Origin of the sequence: Quadrisphaera sp. RL12-1S (assembly GCF_014270065.1) — a bacterium.
GTDB lineage: Bacteria > Actinomycetota > Actinomycetes > Actinomycetales > Quadrisphaeraceae > Quadrisphaera.
The window spans coordinates 555706-580743 of the sequence record NZ_JACNME010000001.1 but is presented as its reverse complement, the minus strand read 5'-3'; the positions used below and the strand labels follow the sequence as shown (position 1 = coordinate 580743).

General features: G+C 74.6%; 25 protein-coding genes. 16 read left to right on the top strand and 9 right to left on the bottom strand.

Annotation, left to right across the window (positions count from 1 at the left end; translation table 11 throughout):
- Nucleotide 1 precedes the first annotated feature (1 nt).
- The 3 genes from H7K62_RS02725 to H7K62_RS02715 are packed head-to-tail and all read right to left on the bottom strand — an operon-like array spanning nt 2 to nt 2835.
- Complete coding sequence (locus H7K62_RS02725) at nt 2-775, bottom strand: 3-hydroxybutyrate dehydrogenase (RefSeq protein ID WP_186716024.1); 774 nt, start codon at nt 773-775, stop codon at nt 2-4.
- On the bottom strand, nt 768-1850 hold the full coding sequence (locus tag H7K62_RS02720) for an alpha/beta fold hydrolase (RefSeq protein WP_186716022.1): 1083 nt from the start codon (nt 1848-1850) through the stop codon (nt 768-770). The genes H7K62_RS02725 and H7K62_RS02720 overlap by 8 nt, the downstream gene beginning before the upstream one ends.
- 28 nt (nt 1851-1878) lie before the next feature.
- On the bottom strand, nt 1879-2835 hold the full coding sequence (locus tag H7K62_RS02715; protein ID WP_186716020.1) for an alpha/beta fold hydrolase: 957 nt from the start codon (nt 2833-2835) through the stop codon (nt 1879-1881).
- 64 nt (nt 2836-2899) lie between these two features.
- Here H7K62_RS02715 and mgrA point away from each other — a divergent pair, with 64 nt between their 5' ends.
- Nucleotides 2900-3931: an L-glyceraldehyde 3-phosphate reductase gene (mgrA, locus tag H7K62_RS02710; protein WP_186716018.1), complete on the top strand. Its 1032-nt coding sequence runs from the start codon at nt 2900-2902 to the stop codon at nt 3929-3931.
- A 79-nt stretch (nt 3932-4010) separates the two neighbouring features.
- Here mgrA and H7K62_RS02705 read toward each other — a convergent pair whose 3' ends face one another.
- Entirely contained in the window at nt 4011-4580 is a 570-nt protein-coding gene (locus tag H7K62_RS02705; protein WP_186716016.1) for a mycothiol transferase, read from the bottom strand.
- 106 nt (nt 4581-4686) lie between these two features.
- Between H7K62_RS02705 and H7K62_RS02700 the strand changes: the two genes are divergently transcribed.
- Complete coding sequence (locus tag H7K62_RS02700) at nt 4687-5655, top strand: helix-turn-helix transcriptional regulator (protein ID WP_186716014.1); 969 nt, start codon at nt 4687-4689, stop codon at nt 5653-5655.
- A gap of 91 nt (nt 5656-5746) precedes the next feature.
- On the opposite strand, the gene argG is transcribed toward H7K62_RS02700, so the two are convergent.
- Complete coding sequence (gene argG / locus H7K62_RS02695) at nt 5747-7183, bottom strand: argininosuccinate synthase (protein WP_186716005.1); 1437 nt, start codon at nt 7181-7183, stop codon at nt 5747-5749.
- A 54-nt stretch (nt 7184-7237) separates the two neighbouring features.
- Here argG and H7K62_RS02690 point away from each other — a divergent pair, with 54 nt between their 5' ends.
- Nucleotides 7238-8599, top strand: coding sequence for a TrpB-like pyridoxal phosphate-dependent enzyme (locus tag H7K62_RS02690; RefSeq protein ID WP_186716002.1), 1362 nt, complete (start codon nt 7238-7240; stop codon nt 8597-8599).
- Between the two features lie 72 nt (nt 8600-8671).
- Here the strand turns inward: H7K62_RS02690 and H7K62_RS02685 are convergent, their stop codons facing one another.
- Nucleotides 8672-9577, bottom strand: a complete 906-nt coding sequence (locus tag H7K62_RS02685) for an ATP-binding protein (RefSeq protein ID WP_186716001.1) — start codon at nt 9575-9577, stop codon at nt 8672-8674.
- A 262-nt stretch (nt 9578-9839) separates the two neighbouring features.
- Here H7K62_RS02685 and H7K62_RS02680 point away from each other — a divergent pair, with 262 nt between their 5' ends.
- Nucleotides 9840-12338: a DEAD/DEAH box helicase gene (locus H7K62_RS02680; protein WP_370591597.1), complete on the top strand. Its 2499-nt coding sequence runs from the start codon at nt 9840-9842 to the stop codon at nt 12336-12338.
- Between the two features lie 54 nt (nt 12339-12392).
- Here H7K62_RS02680 and H7K62_RS02675 read toward each other — a convergent pair whose 3' ends face one another.
- On the bottom strand, nt 12393-12794 hold the full coding sequence (locus H7K62_RS02675) for an ArsR/SmtB family transcription factor (protein ID WP_186715999.1): 402 nt from the start codon (nt 12792-12794) through the stop codon (nt 12393-12395).
- Nucleotides 12795-13041: 247 nt separating this feature from the next.
- On the opposite strand from H7K62_RS02675, the gene H7K62_RS02670 reads away from it, so the two are divergent.
- The 4 genes from H7K62_RS02670 (at nt 13042) to H7K62_RS02655 (ending at nt 16963) form a co-directional block, all read left to right on the top strand.
- On the top strand, nt 13042-14820 hold the full coding sequence (locus H7K62_RS02670; protein ID WP_186715998.1) for an ABC transporter permease: 1779 nt from the start codon (nt 13042-13044) through the stop codon (nt 14818-14820).
- A gap of 52 nt (nt 14821-14872) precedes the next feature.
- Nucleotides 14873-16237, top strand: a complete 1365-nt coding sequence (locus H7K62_RS23450; protein ID WP_186715996.1) for an ABC transporter ATP-binding protein — start codon at nt 14873-14875, stop codon at nt 16235-16237.
- A 61-nt stretch (nt 16238-16298) separates the two neighbouring features.
- The gene (locus H7K62_RS02660; RefSeq protein ID WP_186715994.1) at nt 16299-16535 is read left to right on the top strand and encodes a ribbon-helix-helix domain-containing protein; all 237 of its coding nucleotides are present in this window, start codon (nt 16299-16301) and stop codon (nt 16533-16535) included.
- Nucleotides 16532-16963: a TA system VapC family ribonuclease toxin gene (locus H7K62_RS02655; protein WP_186715993.1), complete on the top strand. Its 432-nt coding sequence runs from the start codon at nt 16532-16534 to the stop codon at nt 16961-16963. The genes H7K62_RS02660 and H7K62_RS02655 overlap by 4 nt, the downstream gene beginning before the upstream one ends.
- A gap of 13 nt (nt 16964-16976) precedes the next feature.
- Here the strand turns inward: H7K62_RS02655 and H7K62_RS02650 are convergent, their stop codons facing one another.
- Nucleotides 16977-17369, bottom strand: a complete 393-nt coding sequence (locus H7K62_RS02650) for a phage holin family protein (protein WP_186715990.1) — start codon at nt 17367-17369, stop codon at nt 16977-16979.
- A 74-nt stretch (nt 17370-17443) separates the two neighbouring features.
- On the opposite strand from H7K62_RS02650, the gene H7K62_RS02645 reads away from it, so the two are divergent.
- The 7 genes from H7K62_RS02645 (at nt 17444) to H7K62_RS02615 (ending at nt 23160) form a co-directional block, all read left to right on the top strand.
- A complete protein-coding gene (locus tag H7K62_RS02645; RefSeq protein ID WP_222436906.1) occupies nt 17444-18040 on the top strand; it encodes an RNA polymerase sigma factor in 597 nt (198 codons plus the stop codon).
- Nucleotides 18037-18852 carry a hypothetical protein gene (locus H7K62_RS02640; RefSeq protein WP_186715989.1) on the top strand — a complete coding sequence of 272 codons (816 nt, stop codon included), beginning with the start codon at nt 18037-18039 and terminating at the stop codon, nt 18850-18852. The genes H7K62_RS02645 and H7K62_RS02640 overlap by 4 nt, the downstream gene beginning before the upstream one ends.
- Nucleotides 18853-19140: 288 nt before the next feature.
- Complete coding sequence (locus tag H7K62_RS02635; RefSeq protein ID WP_186716545.1) at nt 19141-19692, top strand: flavodoxin family protein; 552 nt, start codon at nt 19141-19143, stop codon at nt 19690-19692.
- 99 nt (nt 19693-19791) lie between these two features.
- Nucleotides 19792-20865 (top strand): NAD(P)-dependent alcohol dehydrogenase, encoded by a 1074-nt coding sequence (locus tag H7K62_RS02630; RefSeq protein ID WP_186715987.1) that lies wholly within the window; start codon nt 19792-19794, stop codon nt 20863-20865.
- The gene (locus H7K62_RS02625) at nt 20862-21638 is read left to right on the top strand and encodes an SDR family NAD(P)-dependent oxidoreductase (protein WP_186715986.1); all 777 of its coding nucleotides are present in this window, start codon (nt 20862-20864) and stop codon (nt 21636-21638) included. Before H7K62_RS02630 ends, H7K62_RS02625 begins: the two co-directional genes overlap by 4 nt.
- 32 nt (nt 21639-21670) lie before the next feature.
- On the top strand, nt 21671-22672 hold the full coding sequence (locus H7K62_RS02620) for an NAD-dependent epimerase/dehydratase family protein (RefSeq protein ID WP_186715985.1): 1002 nt from the start codon (nt 21671-21673) through the stop codon (nt 22670-22672).
- Nucleotides 22663-23160, top strand: a complete 498-nt coding sequence (locus H7K62_RS02615; RefSeq protein ID WP_222436905.1) for an ATP-binding protein — start codon at nt 22663-22665, stop codon at nt 23158-23160. Before H7K62_RS02620 ends, H7K62_RS02615 begins: the two co-directional genes overlap by 10 nt.
- 15 nt (nt 23161-23175) lie before the next feature.
- Here H7K62_RS02615 and H7K62_RS02610 read toward each other — a convergent pair whose 3' ends face one another.
- Nucleotides 23176-23862 carry an HAD family hydrolase gene (locus tag H7K62_RS02610; protein WP_186715982.1) on the bottom strand — a complete coding sequence of 229 codons (687 nt, stop codon included), beginning with the start codon at nt 23860-23862 and terminating at the stop codon, nt 23176-23178.
- 38 nt (nt 23863-23900) lie between these two features.
- Here H7K62_RS02610 and galE point away from each other — a divergent pair, with 38 nt between their 5' ends.
- Nucleotides 23901-24935, top strand: coding sequence for a UDP-glucose 4-epimerase GalE (gene galE, locus H7K62_RS02605; RefSeq protein ID WP_186715980.1), 1035 nt, complete (start codon nt 23901-23903; stop codon nt 24933-24935).
- Nucleotides 24936-25038: the final 103 nt, after the last annotated feature.

Below are 25038 nucleotides of genomic sequence, written 5' to 3'. Positions count from 1 at the left end.
CTCAGCGCGCCGACCAGCCGCCGTCCATGAGCACCGAGGTCCCGGTCATGGACGCCGCCTCCGGCCGGGTCAGCCACGCCACGGTCGCGCCGACCTCCTCCGGCTCCAGCAGCCGCTTGACGGCCGCCATGTGCAGCAGCACGTCCTCGACCACCCGCTCCTGCGGCACCCCGGTCTCCCGGGCCTGAGCGGCGATCTGCGCCTCCACCAGCGGCGTCCGCACGAATCCCGGGCACACCACCACCGACGTCACGCCGCGGTCACCGCCCTCCAGCGCGATGGTCTTGCTCAGCCCCTCCAGCCCGTGCTTGGCCGCCACGTACGCCGCCTTGAACGGCGACGCGCGGTGCCCGTGCACCGACCCGACGTGCACCAGCCGCCCCCGCCCGCGCGCGTACATCCCCGGCAGCACCGCCCGGGCCAGCAGGAACGGCGCCTCCAGCATCAGCCGCAGCATGAGCGAGAGCTGCTCGGGCGGGAAGTCCTCCACCCGTGCCACGTGCTGCACGCCGGCGTTGTTGACGAGGACGTCGCAGTCGAGGTCGGCCGCCTCCAGCACCCCCGGCAGCGCGGCGGTGTCGGACAGGTCGACGACGACGGCGCGCCCGCCCAGCTCCTCCGCGAGCGCACGCACGGCGTCCTCGGCGCGGTCCAGCAGGACGACGGACGCGCCCGCGGCGGCCAGCGAGCGCGCGCACGCCGCGCCGATGCCGCTGGCGGCGCCGGTGACGACGGCGCGCTGGCCCTCCAGGTGGCGGTCCGGCGCGTCAGCCACGGGGCGCCTCCTCAGCGGTGGTGAGGTGCTCGTGCAGGGCGGCGGCGAACTCCTCGGGCCGCTCCACGTGGGGGCTGTGGCCGGCGTCGAGCACCACCTCGCGGTAGGAGCCGCCGTTGGCGGCGTACGCGTCGAGCACCGCGCGGGTCTGGGTGACCATCGGCTGCACCGGGTAGGCCTCCGCACCCGGCCACCCCGGCACCACGCCGGCACCGCCGAGGACGGCGAGGTCGAGCGCGGCGGCGTCGCTGACGATGGCGTCGTGCTCCCCGCGGGCCCACAGGACGGGAGGACGGCGGCCGTCGTCGTCGGCCAGTGCTGCCAGCCCTGACACGTCGAAGTGCTTCGGGGCGAGGGTGTTGAGCACCCCGCGCCCGCCGGGACCGGTGCCGGGCCAGGACGACGCGGGCGAGGCGTCCCCGGGGTAGTGGTCGGGACCGGTGCGGGTGGAGAGCACCGACGTCAGCAGCGCCTCCTCGTCGGGGCTGCGGAACCCGTGGGCGAAGTACAGCCCGTTCATGACGCTGCGGGGTGAGCTGGGGTCGTCCCCGCTGCGCTCGCCGGCGGCGAGCAGCTCCACGAGGCGCGGGTTGGCCAGGCCGGCTCCTGCGCCGGGGTCGTCATCGGCGAGGCGGGAGCCGTCGGCGCGGGTGGCGCCGTAGCCGTAGGGGGAGACGGGGTCCACGAGGACGAGGGAGGCGACGGCGCCGGGCCTGTCGAGCGCGGCCTGCGCCACCACCCCGCCGCCCAGGCTCCAGCCGAGCAGGTGCGCCCGCGGCACGCCGAGGGCGTCGAGCACGGAGAGCACGTCGTCGCTGTAGTCGCGCACGCCGCGGGTCGCGTCCACGGGCTCGGGGTCGCTGCCGCCGAACCCGCGCAGGTCCGGGGCGATCCCGCGCCACCCCTGCGGCAGCGCCTCGAGCTGGCGGCGGAAGAACTCCGAGCTGGAGAGGTTGCCGTGCACCAGCACCACCACGTGGTCGACCTGGTCGGACGGGCCGGTGTCGAGGCCGCGCACGCGCAGGCGCCCCGTGGTGGTGTCGAGCGGGTGGACCGGTCGCGGTGAGCTGGTCATCGGGCCTCCTGGTCAGCGGGTCGGCGGGTCAGCGGGCGGTGAGGGTGGACAGGACGGCCGCGGCGACGGTGTCGGCGGCCGCGTCGGCGAAGAGCACCGAGTAGTGGTTGGTGTCGGGGACCTCCCTCACCGCCAGCCCCGGGAGCGCCGAGCGCCAGCGGGCCACCAGGTCGGGGGCGTACAGGGGCGCGCCGTCGTCGAGGCCGCGCGGGCAGGTGAGCAGCGCCGACCCGGCAGCGGCGAGGCGCTCGAGGCCGGGCGCGACGACCGCGGGGTCGTACAGGTCCGCCATGTCCTGCGCCACCGCGTCGCCCACCACGGGCACCCGCCAGCCGCCGCTGTCGTCGTCGTCCCCGTCCGCCCGGGCGAGGTCGCGCGCGGCGTAGGCGTCCACCACGTCAGCCCGCAGCCCCTGCAGCGCCGGGTGACCGCCCCACAGCGCGCGGTGCTCGGCCGGGTCGGCGAAGGTGCGCCGCAGCCGCGCCAGCGCCGGGCCGAGCGCGGCCGCCGCGGCCTCGGCCGGCGCCGTGCCGGGCGGCGCCTCCAGCGGCAGCCCGCCGTCCACGAGGACCACGCCGGCCAGCCGGGCCACCAGCTCCGGGTGGCGGGCGGCGAGCGCGGCCAGGGTGAACGCGCCCATCGAGTGCCCCACCAGCGCCGCGCGCCGGCCCGGCGCGGCGTCCAGGAGGGCGGTCACCTCAGCGGCCACGTCGTCGGCGTGCCGAGCGAGGCCCCACGGGCCGGGCAGGTCGCGGCTCGCGCCGCGGCCGCGCAGCTCGGGGGCCACGACGGCGGACACGACGGCGGTGGCCGGGTCCGCCAGGAGCCGCGGCGCGACCGCCGTCCACGCGGCGGCGTTGGCGGTGATGCCGTGCACCGCCACCACGAGGGCGCCGCCGCTCCCGTCGTCGTCGACGTCTCCCCAGGACAGGCCGCTCAGGGCGTGGCCGTGCCAGGGGCTGGGCGTGCGCGCACCGATGAGCACGGGCGCAGTCTGGCCCCCCGTCCCAGCAGACGGCACCCCGACCGGGCCTGCAACGATGCAACGCATGACGTACATCGCCGCTGATGACCGTTACGAGACGATGACCTACCGCCGCTGCGGGCGCAGCGGACTCGACCTCCCCCTGGTCAGCCTGGGGTTCTGGCACAACTTCGGTGACGACAGGTCGCTGGAGGGCCAGCGCGCCATCGTGCGCCGCGCCTTCGACCTCGGCGTGACCCACATGGACCTCGCCAACAACTACGGGCCGCCCTACGGCTCCGCCGAGAAGAACTTCGGCGAGCTCATGCGGTCCGACCTGCGCCCCTACCGCGACGAGCTGGTCATCTCCACCAAGGCCGGCTGGGACATGTGGCCCGGCCCCTACGGCGACCACGGCTCCCGCAAGTACCTGCGCGCCAGCCTCGACGCCTCCCTGGAGCGCATGGGCCTGGACTACGTCGACATCTACTACCACCACCGGCCCGACCCCCAGACGCCGCTGGAGGAGACCATGACGGCGCTCGCGGACGCCGTCCGCGCCGGCAAGGCCCTCTACGTGGGCATCTCCAGCTACGGGCCGGAGCGCACCGCGCAGGCCGCGCAGATCCTGCGGGAGCTGGGCACGCCGCTGCTCATCCACCAGCCCTCGTACTCGATGCTCAACCGCTGGGTGGAGTCCGAGCTGCTCGACGTGCTGGAGCGCGAGGGCGTCGGCTGCATCCCCTTCACCGTGCTCGCGCAGGGGCTGCTCACCGACAAGTACCTCGGCGGGGTGCCGGAGGGCTCGCGCGCCTCGCGCGGCTCCTCCCTCGGCATGGACATGCTCAGCGACGAGAACCTCGCCCGCGTGCGGGCGCTCAACGAGATCGCCTCCGGCCGCGGGCAGACGCTGGCGCAGATGGCGCTCTCGTGGGTGCTGCGCGACCGGCGCATCACCACGGCGCTGTTCGGCGCCTCCAGCGTCAAGCAGGTGGAGGACAACGTGGCCGCCGCGGCCAAGGTCGAGTTCACCGCCGACGAGCTCGCCGCCATCGACGAGCACGCGGTGGAGTCCGGCGTCGACCTGTGGGCCGGCGCCCGCGACGCCGGGGACTGACCCCCCGGGTCCGGGCCGTGATCATGGTCGATCGGCCACTTCCGGGTGGCCGACCGCCCATGATCACGGGGAGGGGTGGTCAGGCGAGGGTGGGGGTCCCCGGCGACCAGGGGCGCACGAAGTCGTTGCCCGGGTCGCCGGCCACGGCCATGACCAGCGGCGCGGCGGTCGCGCCGTCCAGCTGCTCGCGCAGGACGTCCGCGTGCCCGGCGTGGCGGGCGAACTCCTCGATGGCGTGCGCGAGGGCGTACCGCTGCACCGACGGCGTCGGCTCGTCGCGGCCGTCCCACGGGGCAGCGGGCTCGGTCATGGGGGCGCCGGGGTCGGTGGCGCGCACGTCGGCGAGGTAGGCCTCGCGGGTCTGGTCGAACGCGGCGAGAGCTCCCCCGAGCGTCTCGTCCTCCCGGAGGGTGAAGCTGTCCGTGAAGGCCGCGTAGCCGGCCTCGTCCATCACGCGGTCCTGCCCGCGCTGGCGCATCACCCACGTCACGTGCTTGACCAGCCCGCCGACCGACAGCTCGCTGCGGCATGGCCGCTCGCGCGCCTGCTCGTCGGTGAGGCCGAAGGCGGCGGTGCGCACGCCCTCGAGCTGCAGCGCGATGAAGCCGGCGAAGACCTCGGCCTCGGTGTGGGTGCCGGGAGCGAACACGGGTGCCTCCTGCGGACGGCGGGCGTGGGTCTCCGCGCCCTGGTGGAGTCCACGCTAGAGCGGTCGCGGCCACTTCCTGACCGCGATCTGCGACACAGTGGGCGACGTGGCCAACACCTCCTCGCGCACGCTCCGGCTGCTGTCGCTGATGCAGGCCCGCGCCCACTGGCCCGGCGGCGAGCTGGCGGGGCGCCTCGGCGTCTCGGCGCGCACGCTGCGGCGCGACGTCGAGCGGCTGCGCGAGCTCGGCTACCCGGTCGACGCGGTGTCCGGCCCGGACGGCGGGTACCGGCTCGCCGCGGGTGCGTCGCTGCCGCCGCTGGCCCTCGACGACGAGGAGGCCGTCGCCCTCGCGCTGGCGCTGCAGGGTGCCGCCACGGCCACCGGCGACGACGACGCCAGCGCCCAGCCGGCGCTGCGCGCCCTGACGAAGGTGGTGCAGGTGATGCCGCCGCGGCTGCGGCGCAGGGTCGAGGCGCTGCGCGCCGTGACCGCCGGCGGCCCGTGGGGCGCCACCGGCGGGCCGGACCCCGCCGTGCTGCTGGTGCTCGCGCAGGCGTGCCGTGACGCGGAGCGGCTGCAGCTGGACTACACCGCCGCCGACGGCGCGCAGACGCGGCGGCGCGTGAAGCCGCACGCGCTGGTCCGGCTGGGGCGGCGCTGGTACCTGCTCGCGTGGGACCTGGGCCGCGGCGACTGGCGCACGCTGCGCGTCGACCGGGCCACCGCCGCCCATCCCGAGGGCGGGCGGTTCCGCCCGCGCGAGCTGCCCGGACCGGACGCGGTCGCCGTCGTCGAGCGCAGCGTCGCCGCGGCGCCCCGTCTCCACGAGGTCACCGCCGTCCTGCACCTGCGCGCCGACGTGGCCCGCGCCCGGCTCGGCGGCTGGGCGCACGTGGAGGAACGTGACTCGGCGACCTCCACCCTGCGCATGAGCGCCGAGGACCTCGACTGGGCCGCCTTCGCCCTCGCCCGCGCGCGCTGCGAGGTCAGCGACGTCGAGCCGGCCGCCCTGCGCGAGCACCTGGCCGCCTGGGCGTCCCGCTTCGCCGCCGCCTCCCGTCCGCCACCGTGATCATGGGCTTCCCGAGCAGGGGTGCTCGGGAAGCCCATGATCACGGCCGAAAAGTGCTTCGGAAGTCCATGATCACGGACGGGGTGGGGGGTCAGTCGGTGCCGGACTCCATGGCCGCGCGGTCCAGCGGGCGGTCGTCGGGGGAGGGCTGACCGCTGGAGGCGATCTCCTCCGCGCCGCCCGGCTCCAGCGCCGCGGCCTCCAGGCCGCCCACCAGGCCGACGCCCGGAGCGTCCGGGCCCACCAGGCCCAGCGCGGCGTACTGCTCCAGCTTGGCGCGGGAGTCGGCGATGTCGAGATTGCGCATGGTCAGCTGGCCGATGCGGTCCACCGGGCCGAACGCGGCGTCCTGCGTGCGCTCCATCGACAGCTTGTCCGGGTGGTAGCTGAGGTTCGGGCCCGTGGTGTCGAGCAGCGAGTAGTCCTCGCCGCGGCGCAGGCGCAGGGTGACCTCGCCGGTCACGGCCGTGCCGACCCAGCGCTGCAGCGACTCGCGCAGCATGAGCGCCTGCGGGTCGAGCCAGCGGCCCTCGTACATGAGGCGCCCCAGGCGGCGGCCCTCTGCGTGGTAGGTCGCGATGGTGTCCTCGTTGTGCACCGCGTTGACGAGGCGCTCGTAGGCGGCGAAGAGCAGCGCCATCCCGGGCGCCTCGTAGATGCCGCGGCTCTTGGCCTCGATGATGCGGTTCTCGATCTGGTCGGACATGCCCAGCCCGTGGCGGCCGCCGATGGCGTTCGCCTCCAGCACCAGGTCGACCGGGGAGGCGAAGGTCTGGCCGTTGAGGGAGACCGGGCGGCCCTGCTCGAAGCCGACCACCACGTCCTCGGCGGCGATCTCGACCTCGGGGTCCCAGAACCGCACGCCCATGATCGGCTGCACGATCTCGATGCCGGTGTCGAGCTGCTCCAGGGACTTCGCCTCGTGGGTGGCGCCCCAGATGTTGGCGTCGGTGGAGTACGCCTTCTCCGTCGAGTCGCGGTAGGGCAGGTCGTGGGCGACCAGCCACTCCGACATCTCCTTGCGCCCGCCCAGCTCGGCGACGAACTGCGCGTCCAGCCACGGCTTGTAGATCCGCAGCGCAGGGTTGGCCATGAGGCCGTAGCGGTAGAACCGCTCGATGTCGTTGCCCTTGTAGGTGGAGCCGTCTCCCCAGATCTGCACGTCGTCCTCGAGCATCGCCCGGACGAGCTTGGTGCCGGTCACCGCGCGGCCCAGCGGGGTGGTGTTGAAGTACGCCCGACCGGCGGACCGGATGTGGAAGGCGCCGCACGTCAGCGCGGCCAGGCCCTCCTCCACCAGCGCCTCGCGGCAGTCGACGAGGCGGGCCAGCTCGGCGCCGTAGGCCCCGGCGCGGCCGGGCACCGCGTCGATGTCCGGCTCGTCGTACTGGCCGATGTTCGCGGTGTACGTGCAGGGCACGGCGCCCTTGTCGCGCATCCAGGCGACCGCCACGGAGGTGTCGAGACCTCCGGAGAAGGCGATGCCGACGCGCTCGCCGACGGGCAGGGAGGTCAGGACCTTGGACACGGCCCCTGATCCTGCCAGGAGTGGGCGGGGTGCTGCTCACTACGCTCCCCGACCATGGCCTCTTCACCGGTGAAGCAGCACAAGTTCCTGCTGGACGAGTCCGAGATGCCGACCCGCTGGTACAACATCGTGCCCGACCTTCCGGCGCCGCCCCCGCCGCCGCTGCACCCGGGCACGCACCAGCCGATCGGCCCGGAGGACCTGGCCGGCCTCTTCCCGATGGACCTCATCGCGCAGGAGGTCAGCACCGAGCGCTACATCGACATCCCCGAGGAGGTCCAGGAGGTCTACCGCCTCTGGCGCCCCTCGCCGCTGTACCGCGCGCACGCCCTCGAGAAGGCGCTCGGCACCCCGGCCCGCATCTACTACAAGTACGAGGGCGTCAGCCCCGCCGGCTCGCACAAGCCCAACACCGCCGTCCCGCAGGTCTTCTACAACGCCAAGGCCGGCGTCAAGAAGCTGACCACGGAGACCGGCGCGGGCCAGTGGGGCACCGCGCTGGCGTTCGCCTGCTCGCTGTTCGGCCTGGAGTGCGAGGTGTGGCAGGTGGGCGGCTCCTACGACGCCAAGCCCTACCGCCGCACCCTCATCGAGACCTTCGGCGGCACGGTGCACCGCTCGCCGTCGCGCCTCACCGAGGCCGGCCGCGCGTTCCCCCCGGACCACACGGGCTCCCTGGGCATCGCCATCTCCGAGGCGGTGGAGGTGGCCGCGCAGCGCGAGGACACCAAGTACGCCCTCGGCTCGGTGCTCAACCACGTGCTGCTGCACCAGACCGTCATCGGCGAGGAGGCGCTGCTGCAGCTGGCCAAGGCCGGGGAGACCGACGTCGACCTGGTCATCGGCTGCACCGGAGGCGGCTCCAACTTCGGCGGGCTCTGCTTCCCGTTCCTGCGGGAGAAGATGGCCGGCCGCATCAGCCCCGAGATCCGCGCCGTGGAGCCCGCCTCCGCGCCGAGCCTCACGCGCGGGGAGTACCGGTACGACTTCGGCGACACCGCCGGGCTCACCCCGCTGATGAAGATGCACACCCTCGGCCACGACTTCGTGCCCGACCCCATCCACGCCGGCGGCCTGCGCTACCACGGCATGGCACCGCTCATCAGCCACGTCTACGAGCTGGGCCTCATGACGGCCACCAGCGTCGACCAGACCGCGTGCTTCGACGCCGCGGTCCGGTTCGCGCGCACCGAGGGCATCGTGCCGGCGCCCGAGCCGACCCACGCCCTCGCCATCCAGGAGGCGCTGGCCTGCAAGGAGACCGGGGAGGAGAAGGTCATCGTCACCGCGCTGTGCGGCCACGGCCTGCTCGACCTCGCGGCCTACGAGTCCTACCTCCGGGGCACCATGACCGACTCGGGGCTGTCCGAGGAGGACCTGCGCACGGCCCTCGCGGCGGTGCCCACCATCAGCTGAGCGGGCTGGCGCCCGCCGTCGTCGTCCTGGGCTCCCACGACCAGGACGACGACGGCGGCAGCGGCCGAGCGCTCAGCCGAGCTGGCGCACGACCTCTTCGAGGTAGAGCCGCCGCACGGCGGCGTGGCGCCCCAGCTCGTCGCCACGGGTCAGCAGCACCCCGGTGAGCGACAGCCGGTTCGCGTCCTCGACCGCCGCCAGGAAGCGGCGGGCGTGCTGGCCGGCGCTCGGGTCCAGCACCAGCTCCAGGGTGACGGTCTGCGCGCCCTCCCGGGCCGCGCGCACCACCTGCGTGCGGACTTGCACCCGCGCCGGCTCGAAGGCCTGCACGGCCGCGTCGAGGCGGCGCGCCAGCACCACCTCCTCGGGGGCGTCGTGCTGGGCGCGCGCGACGACCGCCGGGTCGTGCATGACGATCTGGAGCTCGCGCACCAGGTCGTCCAGGTGCTCCTTGGCGGCCAGCAGCGCCTGCACCGGCAGGTCCGGGACGACGACGGTCACGGCGGTGTCGAGGTCGGCCCACATGGCGAGCAGGTCCTCGGCGCTGGGGTCGTCGGGGTGGCTGCGCTCGTCGTCACCGCCCACCTCGAACCAGACGGTCTTGCCGTCCTCCAGCCGCTCGCTGCCCCACCGGGACGCCAGGGCCGCGACCAGCACCATGCCGCGGCCGGTCATGGACGTCTGCAGGGCGGCGGCGAGCAGGGGCAGGGAGGGGCTGCCGTCCAGCACGTCCACGCGCACGCGGTGGCGGTCCTGCCCGGAGACCACCACCTCGAAGGGCGTGCGCGCGTGCAGGACGGCGTTCGCGGCGAGCTCGCTGAGCACCAGGCCGGCGTCGTCGGCGAGGTCGGGCCGGCCGTGGGCGGCCAGCTCGGCCTCCACGAAGCGGCGGGCCTCGCGCACGGACGCCGTCACGGGCAGGTACCGGGTGCCCGAGCGCCACCCCGTCCCGCCGCTGTGCGACGCCTCCAGCCCCACCTGGCCATCCTCCTCGCCGGTCGACCGGAGCCGGGCGGAGTCGCCAGCAGACGGTCAGCAGGGGTCACAGTAGGTGACCACCGCCACCTGAGCGCAGAGGAGATCGTGCCCGACACCCGCTCGGACGTCCACCACCGACCTCGTGCGCCCGGGAGGCCGGTCGCGCGGGCGTGGGACGCTCGAGGGCGTGCCAGACCCCACCCGCACGTCCGACCGCGGGACCGACCTCGAGGTGGACCGACGCCCCGACCTGCCCTCCCGCCTGCCCACCGGTGAGGCGGCCGCAGACCCGGACGCCGTCTTCGAGGCCTTCGAGGGGTGGGCCACCGGCCGCGGGCTGACCCTCTACCCCGCCCAGGAGGAGGCGCTCATCGAGGTGGTGAGCGGGTCGCACGTGGTGCTGGCCACGCCCACCGGGTCCGGCAAGTCGTTGGTGGCCCTCGGCGCCCACGCCGCCGCCATGGCCTCCGGGCGCCGCTCGGTCTACACCGCCCCCATCAAAGCGCTGGTCAGCGAGAAGTTCTTCGCGCTGGTGGAGGTGCTGGGAGCCCAGAACGTGGGCATGGTCACCGGGGACGGCGCCGTCAACGCCTCGGCGCCGGTGGTGTGCTGCACCGCCGAGGTGCTCGCCAACCGCGCCCTGCGCGAGGGCGCGGACCTGGACGTCGGACTCGTCGTCATGGACGAGTTCCACTACTACGCCGACCGCGACCGCGGCTGGGCCTGGCAGGTGCCCCTGCTGGAGCTGACCCGCGCGCAGTTCCTCCTCATGTCTGCGACCCTCGGCGACACCTCGCGCTTCACCGAGGACCTGCGCCGCCGCACCGGCCGCGAGGCCGTCCTCGTGGCCGGCGCCGAGCGCCCCGTGCCACTGCACCACCGCTGGGCCATGACGCCCGTGCACGAGACGCTCGAGGAGCTGCTGGAGGCCCGTGAGGCGCCGGTCTACGTGGTCCACCCCACCCAGGCCGCCGCCCTGGAGAGGGCGCAGGCGTTGCTCTCCGTGACCGTCGCCGACAAGGGCGCCCGGGAGCGGATCGGCGAGGCGCTCGGCGGCTTCCGCTTCACCGCGGGCTTCGGGCAGGTGCTGTCCAAGCTGGTGCGCCACGGCGTCGGCGTGCACCACGCGGGGATGCTGCCCAAGTACCGCCGCCTCGTGGAGACCCTCGCGCAGGAGGGGCTGCTGCCCGTCATCTGCGGCACCGACACCCTCGGCGTGGGCATCAACGTGCCGATCCGCTCGGTGCTCGTCACCTCCCTCACCAAGTTCGACGGGCGCCGCACCCGCCTGCTGAGCGCGCGGGAGTTCCACCAGATCGCCGGGCGCGCCGGCCGGGCGGGGTTCGACACCTCCGGCACGTGCGTGGTGCAGGCCCCCGACCACCTCATCGAGAACGAGCGCGCGCTGGCCAAGGCCGGTGACGACCCCAAGAAGCGCCGCAAGGTGGTCAAGAAGAAGCCGCCGGAGGGCGAGGTCAGCTGGGCCCAGCCCACCTTCGAACGGCTGGTCGCCGCGGCCCCGGAGCCGCTGACCAGCCAGATGCGCGTGACGCACGCCATGGTGCTCAACACCATCGCCAGGCCCGCGCCGACCGTGCCGGCGTTCCGCCGGCTGCTGCGCGAGAACCACTCCGACCGCGGCGCCCAGGTCCGCCTGGTGAAGCGGGCGGTGGCGATCGTGCGCGAGCTGCTGGCCGCCGGCGTGGTCGAGAAGCTCCCGGAGCCGGACGAGGACGGCCGCACGCTGCGCCTCACGGTGGACCTGCAGGCCGACTTCGCCCTGAACCAGCCGCTGTCGACCTTCGCGGTGGCCGCGCTCGACGTGCTCGACCCCACCTCGCCGACCCCGGCCCTCGACGTCGTCAGCGTGGTGGAGGCGACCCTCGACGACCCGCGCCCGATCCTCCTGGCCCAGCAGTTCGCCGCCCGCGGGGAGGCGGTGGCGGCCATGAAGGCCGAGGGGATCGAGTACGAGGAGCGGATGGAGCTGCTCGAGGAGGTCACCTGGCCCAAGCCGCTGGAGGAGCTGCTCGGCGCGGCCTTCGAGCAGTACCGCCAGAGCGCGCCGTGGCTGCCGGAGGACGCGCTGTCCCCCAAGTCGGTGGTGCGCGAGATGCTCGAGCAGGCGATGACCTTCGGGGACCTGGTCCGCCGCTACAACCTCTCCCGCTCCGAGGGCGCGGTGCTGCGCTACCTGTCCGACGCCTACCGGGCGCTGCGCCAGACCGTCCCGGAGGACCGGCGCGGCGAGGGGCTGGACGACGTCATCGAGTGGCTGGGCGAGGTGGTCCGCCAGACGGACTCGAGCCTGCTCGACGAGTGGGAGGCGCTCACCCACCCCGAGGCGCTCGTGGAGGGCGGCGCGCCGCCCCCGCCGCCGGCCCTGCGGGGCATCACCGCCAACGTCCGCGCCTTCACCGTGCAGGTGCGCAACGCGATGTGGCAGCGGGTGGACCTCCTGGCGCGCCGCCGGGCGTGGGACCTCGCCCAGCTCGACCCCGAGCTCGACCTCGACGCCTGGCAGGCGGCGGTGGCCGACTACTACGCCGAGCACGACGACGTCGGGGTGTCGGCGGCCTCGCGCGCCCCCTCGCTGCTGCAGGTCACCCACGACCGCGAGGCGCGGCTGTGGCACGTGCGCCAGGTGGTCGACGACCCCGCGGGCGACCACGACTGGGGCCTCCTCGCCACGGTCGACCTGGAGGCCTCCGACCTGGAGGGCACCGCCGTCATCACCGGGCACGGCCTCCAGCGGATGTGACGCGCGGGGGCCGCCCCGCCGCCCGGCGGTCCCACCGAGGGACCGGCCGGCGGGTCAGCCGGCGGTGGTGCTGAAGCGGGGCCGTCGCGGAGGACGGCGCTCGTCGACCCCCACGGCGATGGTGCCGTCGGGGGCGATGTGGCGGAACGCCTCCTCGGTCATGGCCACCACGTGCGGGTCGTCGATGCGGTACAGCTGGCGGCGGCCGTCGCGGCGGGCGCTGACCACGCCCGCGGCGCGCAGCTTGGCCAGGTGCTGGCTGGCCGCCGGGACCGTGGAGCCCGTGCGCTCCGCGAGGCTGGTCACATCGCTCTCGCCGGCGCTGAGCAGCCACACGAGGTGGAGCCTGCTGGGGGTGGAGAGCAGGTCGAAGGTGGCCGCAGCCGCCTCGAGCTGCTCGTCGGTGACGTCGGTGGAGCCGGGGGCGCGTCGGTCGGCGTCGTCGGGGCGGAGCACCGACCCATCATCACCGGTTCGCACGATTGCGCAAGTGCTTGAGTGTTGCTAGCGTCCCGCCAGGACCGGAGCGCCGACCAGCGCCGCCCCGGCCGCCGGCGCGAGGAGGTGGGGCGCGGATGAGTACCGACGGCAGCAGTCACCACGCCCTCCACCTCCACGCCGCCACCGCGCGCTGACAGGCCGCCGAGCCCCGCTCGGCCGCGCTGTCACGGCGGACAGCGGCCCCAGCCCGCGGAGCCCCGCCATGCCCACTGCGCGTCCGTCCTCCCTGCGCCCGTCCTCGGTGCGCCTGGCCACCTACACCCCGACCGGCGCGCCGCTGCGCGCCCGCAGCCACCTGGCCGCGGACGCCGTCGTCCTCGTCGGACTGGCGGTGACCCTCTGGCTGCTCGTGGACCTGTCCCACGGCATCAGCGCCCCCTTCGACCGGGCCAGCGCCCCCGCCGCGGTCTCCACCGACCCGGCGGACCTCCCCTACGACGCCGCCCGGTCCCTGCTGCGCATGTTCGCGGCGCTCGCGGCCTCCACGCTGTTCACCTTCGTCTACGCCACCGCGGCCGCCCGGTCGCGCCGCGTGGAGAAGGTGCTGCTGCCGGTGCTCGACGTGCTGCAGTCGGTGCCCGTGCTGGCCCTGCTGTCGGTGACCATCACCTTCTGGCTGGCGCTGTTCCCGCACTCCGAGCTGGGCGTGGAGTGCGCCAGCATCTTCGCGATCTTCACCAGCCAGGCCTGGAACATGGCGTTCGCCTTCTACCAGTCGCTGGTCACCCAGCCCCGCGACCTCGACGAGGCCGCCCGGCTGCTGCGCCTCACCAGGTGGCAGCGCTTCTGGCGGCTCGACGTGCCCGGCGGCACCATCCCCCTGGTCTGGAACGGGATGATGAGCTTCGGCGGCGGGTGGTTCTTCCTCGTGGCCTCGGAGGTCATCAGCGTCAACGGCCACACCTACGCGCTGCCCGGCATCGGCTCCTACGTGGCCGCCGCCTCCGCGAACGGCCAGATCGACAGGCTGCTGCTGGCGATCGTCGTCATGGTGGTCATGGTGGTGGGCGTCAACACGCTGTTCTGGCGGCCGCTCACCGCCTGGGCGGAGCGGTTCCGCACCGGTGACAGCGCGTCCGCGCAGGTGCAGACCAGCGCCGTGCTGTCGCTGCTGCGGCGCTCGGTGCTCCCCGCCGCCACCGCGCGGCTCCTGCGGCCCCTCGGGGAGGGGCTCGACCGTGCCACCCGCCCGCTGGGCCTCGCCGACCACCGCCTGCAGGTGCACGCCGGGCGGCGCCGCGCCGGGGACGTCGCGTTCGCCGTCGTCGTCCTCGGGCTGCTGGCCTGGGGGCTGGTGGCCGTGCTGCGCTACATCAGCGCGCACACCGGCCTGGGGGAGTTCGGCACGGCCGCCTGGCTGGGGCTGCTGACCTTCGGGCGGGTGCTCGTGCTGCTCGTGGTCAGCACCGCGGTGTGGGTGCCGGTCGGGGTGTGGATCGGGCTCGACCCGCGGGTCACGCGCATCGCCCAGCCGGTGGTGCAGGTGCTCGCCAGCTTCCCCGCCAACTTCCTGTTCCCCTTCGCGACCCTCGCGCTCATCAGCACGGGCGTCAGCCTCGACTGGGGCGGGATCCTCCTCATGGCCCTCGGCTCGCAGTGGTACGTGCTCTTCAACGTCATCGCGGGGGCCTCGGCCATCCCGCACGACCTGCGGGAGGCGGCCACGAGCATGCGGCTGGGCCTCGTGGCGCGGTGGCGCTCGCTGTACGGACCCGCGGTCTTCGCCGCCTGGGTCACCGGCGGGATCACCGCCGCCGGCGGCGCCTGGAACGCCTCCATCGTCTCGGAGGTGGTCAGCTACCACGGCACCACGCTGCACGCCGCCGGGCTGGGCGCCTACATCGCCGACTCCACGGCCAGCGGCGACTTCGCCAAGACCCTCGTGGGCGTCACGGTGATGAGCGTCTTCGTGGTGGGCCTCAACCGCCTCTTCTGGCGCCGCCTCTACGCCCTCGCCGAGTCGCGCTTCTCCCTGACCTGACCAGACCTGCCCCGACCTGCTCCGACCCACCTGACGAAGGGACGTGATCCCCGTGAACACCCTCCAGGCACCCCGCTCCGCCGGCCGCGCCCGCACCTCCCGCACCGAGCTCATCACCGTGGAGCACGTCTCCACCGCCTTCCCGTCCGCGGACGGCAGCACCCTCCAGGTGCTCGACGACGTCTCCCTCACCCTCCACGAGGGCGAGATCGTGGCCCTGCTCGGCAAGTCCGGCTCCGGCAAGTCCACGCTGCTGCGCACCCTGGCCGGGCTCATCTCCCCCACGAGCGGCGAGGTCCGCTACCGGGGCGAGCGCCTCACCGGCGCCAACCCCGGCACCGCGATGGTCTTCCAGAGCTTCGCGCTCATGCCGTGGCTCACCGTCCAGCAGAACGTCGAGCTGGGGCTGCGGGCCGCCGGCGTCGGCCCGGTCGAGCGGCGCGAGCGGGCGCTGGCGGCCATCGACTCCATCGGCCTGGACGGGTTCGAGTCGGCCTACCCGCGCGAGCTGTCCGGCGGCATGCGCCAGCGCGTGGGCTTCGCGCGGGCGCTGGTGCTGCGCCCCGACGTCCTGCTCATGGACGAGCCGTTCTCCGCCCTGGACGTGCTCACCAGCGAGAACCTGCGCGGGGAGGTCGCCTCGCTGTGGGCGCGCCCGGACGTGCCCACCTCCTGCATCTGCATCGTCACGCACAACATCGAGGAGGCCGTGGTGCTCGCCGACCGCGTGCTCGTCCTCGGCTCCAACCCCGGGCACCTCAAGGCGGAGGTGGAGGTGACGCTGCCGCGCCCGCGCGACCGCCGCAGCCCCACCTTCGAAGCCCTCGTGGACAGGCTCTACGCGATCCTCACCGACCGCGACGAGCACCCGGCCGCCACGCGCGCCACCGCGCCCGGCCCCCTCACCCACCCCCTGCCCCAGGCCAGCGTGGGCGGGCTCGCGGGCCTGGTGGAGATCGTCGACGCGCACGGCGGCCAGGCCGACCTGCCCGACCTCGCCGACCAGCTCTCCTTCGACGTCGACGACCTCCTGCCGCTGGTCGACGCCGCGCGCATGCTCGGCCTGCTCGAGGTCGAGGGGGCGCAGGCCTTCCTCGCCGACGCCGGCCGCAGCTGGCACACCGCCGACATCCTGCGCCGCAAGGAGCTCTTCGGGGCCCTCGCGCTGGAGCGCGCCCCGCTGGTGCGCGCCGTCGTCAAGGCCCTGGAGAACAGCGGGGAGGGGGCCCTGCGCGACGACTTCTTCCGGGACCTGCTGCGCCGCGGCTACTCCGACGACGACGTCGAGCGCCAGCTCGACACCGCCATCGACTGGGGCCGCTACGGCGAGCTGTTCGACTACGACGCCGGCTCCGGCGAGCTGGTGCTCTCCGAGGTCGCTGCGGGCCTGCTGGCCGACCTGGAGCCCCCGGCCTGACGGGCTGCGGCGTCCGTCCTCATCATCTGATGCATGATGCGTGATGCGCTAGCATCAGATGATGAGGACGACGCTCACCATCGACGACGACGTGCTCGCCGTCGCCAAGGAGCGGGCCCGGCAGACCGGGAAGACCACCGGCGAGGTCATCTCGGAGCTGGCCCGCCAGGCGCTCGTCGGTGACCTGGGCCGGACCGGGCCCCAGGAGTCGGTGTACGGCTGGACGCCCCTGCCCCGCCGCGGCGGCGTCGTCACGAACGAGCTCATCGACGACCTGCGCGAAGAGGAAGGCGTGTGAGGCGCGCGCTCCTCGACGTCAACGTGCTGCTGGCGCTCCTCGACTCCGAGCACAGCGCCCACGACCGGGCGATCGCCTGGGTGCAGCGGGAGGCCGGCCCGCAGTGGGCCTCCTGCGCCATCACGCAGAACGGCTTCCTGCGCATCATCAGCCAGCCCCGGTACCCGCAGCCGGTTCCGCTCGCGCAGGCCGCGGGCCTCCTGGCTGACCGGTGCGCGCAGGACGACCACGAGTTCTGGGCCTGCGACGCCAGCCTGCTCGACCCGGCCGTCGTCGACCGGCGTCAGCTCCTGGGCACCAAGCAGGTCACGGACGCCTACCTGCTGGCCCTCGCCGTCGCGCGCGGGGGCCGGCTGGTCAGCTTCGACAGCTCGCTGCCCCTGTCCGCCGTCGTCGGCGCCACGGAGGAGCACCGCCTGGTGCTGTGACCCGGCCCGGGGGTCAGACGCGGTGCCGGCGCCGCTCCGGCACGAGCAGCGCGAGCAGCCACGACACCACGCCCACGACGACCGCGCCGAGCACCGCCGACCAGAAGAACCGGTCGACGACGAGGGTCAGCGGCGTGAAGCTCGACACCCACGCCGTCAGCTCCAGCATCGCGGCGTTCACCACCAGCGAGAACAGCCCGAGGGTCAGCACGTACAGCGGCAGCGACAGCAGCTTCACCACCGGCCGCACCACCGTGTTGACCACGCCGAACACCGCACCCACCACCACGAACGTCACCGCCTGCTGGAGGTGGCCCTCGCGGGCGGTGATCGCGATGCCGGGCACCACGAGGGTGGTCACCCACAGGGCGACGGCGTTGACGAGCACGCGGACGATCACGGACATGCGCGCATGCTGGCAGATCACCCGGCCGGCCACCGACGTGTAGCGGCACCGTGTGCGCCGGACACGTAGGGGGTGTGAGCACCCCGCTGACCACCGCCCCCGCCGCGGCTCCACCACCCCCACCGCCAGGAGGCCCGGTGCCCGACGAGGACCGGTACCAGGCCCTGTTCCGCGCGACCTACGCCGACCTCGTCAGGTTCGTCGAGCGGCGCCTGCACCCGCTGGCCGCCGAGGACGTCGTCGCGGAGGTGTTCGTGGTCGCGTGGCGCCGCCTGGAGGAGGTCCCGGCCGACCACGGCAGGGCCCGCGCGTGGCTGTTCGGCGTGGCCCAGCGGACCATGCTCAACGCCCGCCGCGGCGACGCGCGCCGCCAGGCCCTCGCCGTGCGCGTCGGCACGGCGCTGCCCGCCGACGTCGTCCCCGACGGCAGCGACCGCGTGGTCTCCCAGGTGGACCTGGCCCGCGCCTGGTGCCTGCTCAGCCCGTCCGACCAGGAGGCGCTCACCCTCACCGCCCTCGACGGGCTGAGCACCGTCGAGGCCGCGCAGGTGCTCGGCATCAGCCGCACCGCGCTGAGCCTGCGCCTGGTCCGCGCCCGCCGCCGGCTGCGCGTGCACCTCGACCACCCCGCCACCCCGAAGACCGCTCCCGCCGACGGAGGCCCCCGATGAACGCCCCGCTGACCGAGCTGGACCTGACCCGCCTCGACCCCACCCTGGGGCGCACCCCCGACCCCACCTCCCCGGCCGCCGAGGCGCTGCTGGCGCGGGTCCTCGCCACCCCGCGCACCCCCGCAGACCCCGAGAGCAGGACGACGACGAGCGGCCAGCGCTCGGTCCGGCTGCGCCGCCGGTGGGTGCTCGTGGGCGCCGCGGCGGCGGTGACGGCCGCTGGCCTCGTCGCCGCGCAGGTCGCCTCAGACGAGGGCACCCCGCAGGCCTTCGCCACGTGGACCGCGGAGCCCACACCGCTGACGGCGGAGCAGGCCGCCACGGCCGAGGCCGACTGCCTCGCCCTGATGACCGACCCGGACGGGAAGCCCCTCGGAGGGCCTCGGACGGCAGGGCTGGCGGACCTCAGGGGCGGCTACCTCTCGGCGCTCGCTGTGACGGAGGAAGGCGTGGCCACCTGCCTGTCCGCCGACCCGTCGCTCCACGACCCCGTCCTCGGCGAGGAGACGGGGATGGGCGCCTGGGCACCGGCAGACAGCGTCCCCGAGCCGCGCCGCGACGGCACCACCGTGGTGTGGGGTGGTGGGCTGCGGACCGCTGAGGGCTCCTACACCCAGGCGTTCGGCCGCGCGGGGGCTGACGTCACGAGCGTCGTCCTCACCGACGCCGACGGCCGCCGCGTCGCGGCGACCCTGGGCGACGGCTGGTTCACGGCCTGGTGGCCGTCGTGGCCGACGAGCTCCCTGACGGTCCGCACCACGCTGGCCGACGGGCGCACCACGGAGCGCGTCCTGCACCGGGGAGAGCACTGACCCGGTGCAGTCCGGCCGAGGGTGTGACGCCGGACGGGCAGAAGTCCTCCGAAGCGGGCCGAGGGGGTGCTGGTCGAGGGGTTCTGCCCGTCCGGCGTCACGGGTCCCGGGGCATCCGGCACCGGTGCCGGCGGGTGGTGATCGCCTCGGCTGGTCGGTGAACGTTCAACGTGTGAGCCTGGTGGAGCCGGTCCGCGAGCAGTGCCGACCGGAACCCGATCCAGGAGGACCGCTGTGAGCGTCAAGCTCGCGATCGTCTACTACTCGGCGACGGGCACCGTGCGGGGCATGGCCCAGCGCGCGGCTGAGGCCGGTGAGGCCGCCGGCGCCGAGGTGCGCCTGCGCGAGGTGGCGCGCCAGGCCACCGCCGGGGAGCGCGAGGCCAGCCAGGCCCAGGCCGACAGCGCCGCCGCCTCGGCGGACGTGCCGGCCGTGACCGCGGACGACGTCGTGTGGGCCGACGCCGTGCTGTTCGGCTCCCCCACCCGCTACGGCAACATCGCCGGGCAGCTCAAGACCTTCATCGACTCCCTCGGCCCGCAGTGGGGCCAGGGCCTGCTGGCGGACAAGGTCTACGCCGGCTTCACGGCCAGCCAGACCGCCCACGGCGGCCAGGAGTCGACGCTGCTGGCGCTCTACAACACCATCCACCACTTCGGCGGCATCATCGTCTCCCCCGGGTACACCGACCCGCTGAAGTTCGTCGACGGCAACCCGTACGGGGTCAGCCACGTCACCGGCGCGAACAACGACGCTCCTCTGGGCCAGGCCGAGCTGGACGCGCTCGACCACCTCGCCCGCCGCGTGGTCACCGTGGCGGGGAAGCTCACCGCCAGCTGAGGCCGGCGCAGCCGCGCGACCCGGGTCCCGCTGGCCCCTGCGGCCGGCGGGACCCCCGGCTGAGAACGTTCTCACCGCGGGCGGGGCATGATGGCGCGCATGAGCGCTGCGACGGAGCAGAACAGGGCCCAGGCGGCCCCCGGGGTGCCTGACCGCCTCCCGGAGACGATGCGGGCCAGCGTGCTGCTGGCCGAGAACACGGTCGAGGTGCAGGAGCGCCCCGTCCCCGAGGCCGGCCCGGGTGAGGTGCTCATCAGGGTGGGCTCCGTCGGGGTCTGCGGCTCCGACGTCCACTACTACCGGCACATGCGTGCCGGGGAGTTCGTCGTCGAGTCCCCGATGGTGCTGGGCCACGAGATGGGCGGCACCGTGGTGGCCGTCGGCTCCGGCGTGGACGCCTCGCGCGTCGGCGAGCGCGTGGCCGTGGACCCGCAGCGCCCCTGCCACCACTGCTCGCAGTGCCTGGCCGGCCGCTACAACCTCTGCCCGCACATGCGCTTCTACGCCACGCCCCCGGTGGACGGCTCCTTCGCCGAGTACGTCACCGCGCCGGCGGAGTTCGCCTTCCCCGTGGCGGACGGGCTCTCCGACGACGCCGCTGCGCTGCTCGAGCCGCTGAGCGTGGGCATCGCCGCGATGCGCAAGGCCCGCGTGGTGCCCGGCCAGCGGGTGCTCATCGCCGGCGCCGGCCCGATCGGCATCATCACCGCCCAGGTCGCCCGGGCGTTCGGCGCCCGCGAGGTCATCATCACCGACCTCGTCGGCCCCCGCCGCGAGCGCGCGCTCGGCTTCGGCGCCACCAGCGCCGTCGACCCGCGCGAGACCGACGTGACGGCCCTCCAGGTTGACGCCTTCATCGACGCCTCCGGTGCCCCGCAGGCCATCACCTCGGGCATCCGGTCCGTGCGCGGCGGCGGCACCGCCGTGCTGGTGGGCCTGGGCAACCCCGAGCTGACGCTGCCGGTCAGCTACATCCAGGACAACGAGGTCCTGCTCACCGGCATCTTCCGGTACACCGACACCTGGCCGCTGGCCGCGCACCTGGTGGCCTCGGGCCAGGTGGACGTCGACTCCCTGGTCACCGGCCGCTACGACCTCGACCACGCCGCCGACGCGCTCGACTCCGACAAGGACCCGCAGAGCCTGAAGTCCGTCGTGGAGCCCTGGCGGTGACGGCTGGGAGCTGGGGTCCGTTCAGCCTCGAGGGGCGCACCGCCGTCGTCACCGGCGGCAACCAGGGCCTCGGCCGGGCGTTCGTGCTCGCCCTGGCCGCGGCGGGCGCGAAGGTCGCGATCGTCGCCCGCGACGGCGCGCGCAACCAGGCCCTCGTCGACGAGGCCGCCGCGGACGGCGTCGACCTGGTCCGGGTCGACGCCGACCTCACGGTCGACGCCGACGTCGAGCGCGCCACCGCCGAGGCCCTCGAGGGCCTCGGCGGGCGCATCGACGTGCTGGTCAACAACGCGGGCGTGTGCTTCCACCGGTCCAGCTGGGACGTGCCCGACGAGGAGTGGTCGGCGGTGTTCGACCTCAACGTGCGAGCCCTGTGGAAGACCTCCCTGGCGGTCGGACGCCACATGCGCGAGGCGGGGGGCGGCTCGATCGTCAACATCGGGTCGATCTCGGCGATCATCGTCAACCGCCCCCAGGAGCAGGCGGCCTACAACGCCTCCAAGGCGGCGGTGCACCAGCTGACCAAGTCGCTCGCGGCGGAGTGGGCGCCGCACGGCATCCGTGTGAACGCCCTCGCCCCGGGGTACGTGCGCACCGCGATGGCCCCTGTCGACGAGCCCCGGTTCCGGCGGCAGTGGATCGAGGACGCACCGCAGCAGCGCGCCGCCTCCCCGGAGGAGATCGCGCCGAGCGTGGTGTTCCTGGCCAGCGACGCCGCCAGCTTCATCACGGGTTCCGTGCTCGTGGCGGACGGCGGCTACACCGTCCACTGAGCACCAGCCCGACCCCCTCGAGGAGCAACCCCGTGCGCGTCGTCGTCATCGGAGCCACCGGCCACGTCGGCACCTACCTCGTGCCCCGCCTCGTCACCGCGGGGCACGAGGTGGTGGCCCTCTCGCGGGGCACCCGCGAGCCGTACCAGCCGCACGAGGCGTGGGCGCGCGTGCAGCGCGTGCAGGTGGACAGGGAGGCCGAGGAGGCCGCCGGGACGTTCGGCGGTCGCATCGCGGACCTGGGCGCCGACGTCGTCGTCGACATGGTCTGCTTCCGGCCCGAGCAGGCGGCGCAGCTGGTCGAGGCGCTGCGCGGACGGCTGGGGCACCTGCTGCACGCGGGCACCATCTGGACCCACGGCCGCGCCGCCGCGGCGCCCCTGCGCGAGGAGGACCCGCGCGAGCCGTTCGGCGACTACGGCACCGGCAAGGTCGCCTGCGAGGACCTGCTCCTCGCCGAGTCCCGCCGCGGCGGGGTGCCCACCACCGTGGTGCACCCCGGCCACATCAGCGGCCCCGGCTGGCGCGTCATCAACCCCCTGGGCAACACCGACCCGGCCGTCTGGTCCGCGCTCGCCGCGGGCGAGGAGCTGGCGGTCCCGGACGGGGGGCACCAGCTGATGCACCACGTGCACGCCGACGACGTCGCCCAGGTCTTCCAGAAGGCGCTCGAGCACCGTTCGACGGCGGTGGGCGAGAGCTTCTTCGCCGTCTCCGACCGCGGCTGGACCGTGCGCGGGCTGGCGCAGCAGGTCGCGTCCTGGTTCGGGCAGGAGGCGCACCTGCGCGACGTCGGGTGGGACGAGTTCCGCGCCGGGTACGCGCAGCGCCTGGGCGAGACCGAGGGGGCGGAGCACGCCGGCGCCTCGTGGGAGCACCTCGTGCGCAACCACAGCGCGTCGATCGAGAAGGGACAGCGGCTGCTCGGGTACGCGCCGCGGTGGACCAGCCCGCAGGTGCTGCGCGAGGCACTGGTCTGGCTGAGTTCCCACGGAGAGGTCGACCTCGGTGGCAGGGTGCTGCCGTGCGCGTGAGGCTTCCCAAGGACACCAGGGCACCCCTGCTGGCGCGCGCCTTCGTGCGCAAGGAGCTGGGCGTGCTGTGCACGCCCGAGGCCCGCGACCGCGTGGAGCTGCTGGCCTCCGAGCTGGTCACCAACGCCGTGGTCCACGCCGGCTCGCTGGTCACCATGGACGTGGAGCTCGAGGCCGACGGCAGCGTGCTGGTGGAGGTCGCCGACGGCAGCCCCGACCACCCGGTCCTGCGGGACGCCGACCTGCTCGAGGAGAGCGGTCGCGGCCTGGAGCTGGTGGACAAGCTGTCCGTGGAGTGGGGCGTGCGCGACGGCGGCCTGCGCGAGCCCGAGCCCGCCACCGCCAGCACCTCCGCCTCCTCGGCGGGGACGACGACGAGCTCCGCCTCGCCGGCGCCGTCGCTGCCGGGTCCGCTCGCCGCGGTGTTCGGCGGGCGGGTGCCGCGCCAGGCCACCGGCAAGGTGGTCTGGTTCCGCGTCAGCAGCTGACGCGGTCGACCGGCGTCACGGCCGCAGCGGCGAGCCCTCCAGACGAGCCAGCAGGTCCGCGGCGTCGTCGTAGAGCCGGGCGTCCGGGGCCTCGGCGCGCAGCAGCTCGTCGCAGAAGCCTCCCGACCTCACCAGCACCACGCCCGCTCCGGCCGCGTGCGCCGAGCGGGCGTCCCACGCGGAGTCACCCACGGCGACGGCGCGTCGCGCCCCCACCTTCCGCGCGGCCACGCCGAACAGGTCCCCGGCGGGCTTGGACGCCTCGACGTCGTCGGCGGTGGTGACGGCGTCGACCGCAGCGTCCACGACGGCGGTGCCGATGATCGCGGCGTGGCGCTCCAGCAGGTCGCGGGGGCTCGAGGAGGCGAGCACCACCGCCAGCCCGCGCTCGTGGCAGGCCCGCAGCAGGTCCGCGGCCCCGGGCAGCGCCGGGACCCTGTCGAGCAGCGCCAGGTACTCGGTCCGCCACGCCTCCCGCAGCACGTCGCCGTGCTCGCGCTCGGCGTCGTCCCCGGCCACGAAGGCCACCAGCTGGTCCCCGCCCATCCCCACGGCCCGGTGCAGCCGGGGTGCGGGGACCACCAGGCCGACCCCCTCGAAGGCCCGCGCCCACGCCACGACGTGCTGGTAGTTGGAGTCGACGAGGGTCCCGTCCACGTCGAAGAGCACCGCGTCCGGAGCGCGGTCCGATCGGGCGACCATCCTTCGACCCTGACACCGTCCGTGTAGCGTCGCGAACCGTGCGCATCCTGGTGACCGGCGGAGCGGGGTACATCGGCAGCCACACGGTGGTGTCGCTGCTGGAGGAGGGGCACGACGTCGTCGTCCTCGACGACCTGTCCAACGCGAGCGCCGAGGCGGTGCGCCGGGTCGGCGAGATCGCCGGTCGCGAGGTCGAGCTGCTCGAGGTGGACGTCACCGACGAGGCCGCCGTGCTGGAGGCGCTGCAGCGCGTGCGTCCCGAGGCGGTGGTGCACTTCGCGGCGCTCAAGGCCGTGGGGGAGTCCGTGGCCCAGCCGGAGCGGTACTACCGCACCAACGTCGGGGGCAGCCTCAACCTCGTCAAGGCCATGGACGCCGTCGGCTGCCGGACGCTGGTCTTCAGCTCCTCGGCCACGGTCTACGGCGCCGCCACGCGGATGCCGCTCACCGAGGACTCCCCGCTGGGGGCCACCAACCCCTACGGGTGGACGAAGTTCATGGTGGAGCAGGTGCTGCGGGACGTCGCCGCCAGCGACGACCGCTGGTCGGTGGCGCTGCTGCGCTACTTCAACCCGGTCGGCGCGCACCCCTCGGGCCGCATCGGGGAGGACCCGCGCGGCGTCCCCAACAACCTCGTCCCGTTCATCGCGCAGGTGGCCGTGGGCCGCCGCGAGCAGCTGACGGTCTTCGGGGACGACTTCGACACCCCCGACGGCACGGGCGTGCGCGACTACATCCACGTGGTGGACATCGCCGAGGGGCACGTCGCGGCGCTGCGGGCGCTGTCCGGGCTGTCCGGCGGGGGGCGCGGCGCCGGCGCCCGCGCGTGGAACCTCGGCACCGGCCGCGGCTCCTCCGTGCGCGAGGTGGTCGCCGCGTTCGAGCGGGCCTGCGGCCACGAGATCCCCGTCCGGGTGGCCGCCCGGCGCCCCGGGGACGTGGCGGTCTCCTACGCCGACCCCGCCCGGGCCTCCGCCGACCTCGGCTGGACGGCGGAGCGGAGCCTGGACGAGATGTGCGTCGACACGTGGCGCTGGCAGACGTCCAACCCGCAGGGGTACGCCACCGCCTGACGCTGTGAGCCGAGCGTGCTCGTCCGCTCACGGTGAGTGAGATCGTTTCAGGAGTTCGTCGGGCCCTCGGCGTGTCTGGGCCGTTTCACGCCGGATCCGTCAC